The organism is Candidatus Clostridium helianthi (assembly GCF_045310795.1).
Classification (GTDB): domain Bacteria; phylum Bacillota; class Clostridia; order Clostridiales; family Clostridiaceae; genus Clostridium; species Clostridium helianthi.
The window spans coordinates 1-1,638 of the sequence record NZ_JBJIAB010000098.1 but is presented as its reverse complement, the minus strand read 5'-3'; the positions used below and the strand labels follow the sequence as shown (position 1 = coordinate 1,638).

Sequence of the window (1,638 nt, the reverse complement as noted above, 5' to 3'; positions counted from 1 at the left end):
ATAAAAAAGTGGCTGCGCCACGCTCCTTCGGAGAAATATATTAAAATATAAATCAAAACTATAGAGATTTACTTTTCTCTATGGTTTTAATTCTATAATTTATATTCTTTTCCGTGCATACCACTATATTTTTGAGGTCTCATGACTCCGCCGCATTCTTCGCATGAAAAACAAGGTGGTTCATTTATGTTACTTTGATCCATTTCATCAAAGTATTCTACAACCTCCTTAGGTATATTTTCTTCAGTTTTACATTCCATACAAATATATAGTATCTCTTCGTTCAATTTTTCTGCCCTCCAACTACGTTGTTGTCGGATTTATTCTACCATATATAAGACCTTTTGTAATTGCATATAATTCAATAGTTTTTTCTAAATTTTCTTTCCCTTCACTAATAATCTTCTTTTTAAAATATTCCCTCATAGAACCGTTATCCCCATAAACTATGTCATTAAATTTCATTAACTCCCCACATCTGGGGCACTTACAAGGGTTAATTCCAAATGAAGCCAGTATTCTATATTCCCATTTAGATATTGCTTTTCGTAGTTTTATTATTTTATCATCCAACATTTTTATAAAATTGTCTTTCTTCTTACTTCTCCTAGAATAAATACCAAAGTATCTGATCATCTTAAAATGCTTTTCTGGAATATGTATTATGACTTTCTTTATAAACTCATGCGCATTTAAAGTTTCTATTATAGTCTTATTATCTTCATGTCTAGTATATTTAAATGTGATATTTCTGCCATCATACTTTATAATTCTAGATTCTGCTATCGCAGGTCGTCCAACATATCTTCCAATATACTTTGCCGCTATTTTAGCTGATTTTATTTGTGTTTTTGCGTGTACATAAAATCCTTTATCCTTATCTTTATATAATTTATTCTTCAGCTTTTTAGCTTCGCTTTTCTTTCCTACTAATTCTTCTAAATGATCCAGCAATAATTTTTGCCATCGCTTTCGCAGTGATAAATATGATATATGTCTTATATGTCTCCACTCAGTATTATTTCCTGTTCCGCCCTCTGTAACCATCATGTGTACATGTGGATTCCACTTTAAATCACGGCCAAATGTATGTATCACAGTTACTATTCCTGGAGTAAATTCCTCACTTTTATTTAAATCTCTCATCCAAGTCGTAACAGCTTTTGCTGCGCATTGCGGAAGTATTTTTAATTTGTTTCTGTTTTTGCCGAAGTATATCCTTAATTCTTCTGGTATAGTGAATACAATATGTCTATGTCTAACGTTTATTAGTTTTAATAACATACTATCAATCCAGTTATCAACATAAACTTTGCCGCAAGATGTGCAAAATCTACTCTTACAAGTAAACCCTATCTTCTTGATTTCATTACACTTTTTACACTTCAACTCAATGTAACCATACTTAGTATCCTTACATCTTAAAACTTTATCAACTTCAGCCTTTACATTAGGTCTAATTTTTTTACCATACAATTTTACAAAGCTATGCCAATGGTCTTCTAATATCCTATTCATCTTCCCTTTTTTCATCTGTATACCTCTTAATTTTATAGTTACATCTTAACATACCGAAGAGTCTAAAGCTAGATCCCATCTAGCTTTAGACTCTTCGAAATTCTATAATTTCCTATACAA

At 31.1% G+C, this 1,638-nt stretch carries 2 protein-coding genes; both read right to left on the bottom strand.

The window, feature by feature from the left end; genetic code table 11:
* Window positions 1-92: 92 nt before the first annotated feature.
* Window positions 93-287 carry a hypothetical protein gene (locus tag ACJDTP_RS27320; protein ID WP_406762995.1) on the bottom strand — a complete coding sequence of 65 codons (195 nt, stop codon included), beginning with the start codon at window positions 285-287 and terminating at the stop codon, window positions 93-95.
* A gap of 16 nt (window positions 288-303) precedes the next feature.
* Window positions 304-1,533 (bottom strand): IS91 family transposase, encoded by a 1,230-nt coding sequence (locus ACJDTP_RS27315; protein ID WP_406762994.1) that lies wholly within the window; start codon window positions 1,531-1,533, stop codon window positions 304-306.
* Window positions 1,534-1,638 lie beyond the last annotated feature (105 nt).

Coding starts and splice junctions, on each gene's coding strand:
- ACJDTP_RS27315 (WP_406762994.1), bottom strand. CDS start 1,533: ATGAAAAAAGGGAAGATGAATAGGATATTAGAAGACCATTGGCATAGC.